General features: G+C 73.9%; 1 protein-coding gene. It reads left to right on the top strand.

Annotated elements, in window-relative coordinates:
* Positions 1-1,296, top strand: a 1,296-nt coding sequence (locus tag EAO77_RS35305; RefSeq protein WP_187283554.1) for a polyketide synthase dehydratase domain-containing protein, incomplete at both ends; no start/stop codon positions are given.

Genomic DNA, 1,296 nt, shown 5'->3' with positions numbered 1-1,296 from the left:
CCACCCACCACCACACCCGACCTCCCCACCTACCCCTTCCAACGCACCCGCTACTGGCTGGAGGGGACGGGAAGCAGCGACGCCGGGGCGCTCGGTGTCGCGGCGGAGGAGCACCCGCTGCTGGGCGCTCTCGTCGAACTCCCCGGTTCGGGAGGTGTGCTGACGACCGGGCGGCTGTCGCTGAAGACCCACCCGTGGCTCGCGGCCGACGCGTCGGGCGGGCCGTCCGAGGTCCCCGGTCCGGTGCTGGTCGAGCTGGCCGTCCGGGCGGGCGACCATGTGGCGGCCGGGACGCTGGAGGAGCTCGTCCTGGAGGAGCCGATGGTGCTCCCGGAGCGCGGCAGCGTCCAGGTCCGGGTGCAGGTCGGGGCCGCGGAGGCCGCCGGGGGCACCGGGCAGCACGGCCGCCGTCAGGTCAGTGTGCACTCGCGCACCGACGAGTCGTCCGAGTGGGTCCGGCATGCGATCGGCCGGCTCTCCGCCCAGGAGGCGTCGTTCGCGGGGGACTTCACCGTGCGGCCGCCCGGCACCGCGGAGGCCGTGGAGGTCTCGGCGCTCGCGTCACCGGGGCTGCGCAAGGTGTGGCGTCACGGCGACGAGATCTACGCCGAGGTGGCCCTGCCCGAGGAGCTGGCGGGCGAGGCGTCCGCGTACGGGCTGCATCCCGCCCTGCTGGAGTCCGTGCTCGCGGCCGCCGCGTACGGTCCGCTGGGCGCGGCGCGCTCGGACGGCCGGGTGCTGACTCCGCACACCTGGCGGCGGCTCGCGCTCTTCGCCTCCGGGGCGGGGCAGTTGCGGGTGCGGATCACCCCGCGGGGTGACGACACGATCGCTGTCGCGGCCGCGGACTCCGCGGGGGCGCCGGTGCTGTCGATACGGGAGCTGGGCTTCCGTGCGGTGGACCCGCATCGTGTGATCGCAGGGCAGGACCCGTTGCGGGACGCGCTGTTCCGTGTCGAGTGGCAGACGATCCCCACCCCCGACACCACCACCGGGACCGACTGGCCCGTCCTCGACCTCACCCACCGCACCGACGACGACGTCCGGACCCTGACCACCCACGTCCTGGAAACCGTCCAGGCGCACATCGCCACCGACCCGGACGACAAACGACTGGTGGTACTGACCCAGGACGCCCGCACCAACCCCGCACAAGCAGCCGTCCACGGACTCGTCCGCACCGCCCAGAACGAACACCCCGACCGCATCACCCTCATCGACACCGACACCGACAGCCGCACCCTCCTCCCCCACGCCCTCGCCACCGGCGAACCCCAACTCGCCCTCACCCACCAC

The sequence above is a fragment of the Streptomyces sp. T39 genome (assembly GCF_008042045.1).
In the GTDB taxonomy this organism is placed as follows: Bacteria; Actinomycetota; Actinomycetes; order Streptomycetales; family Streptomycetaceae; genus Streptomyces.
Note: the sequence above shows the minus strand (reverse complement) of the source record. Positions and strands in the feature narration are given on the sequence as shown.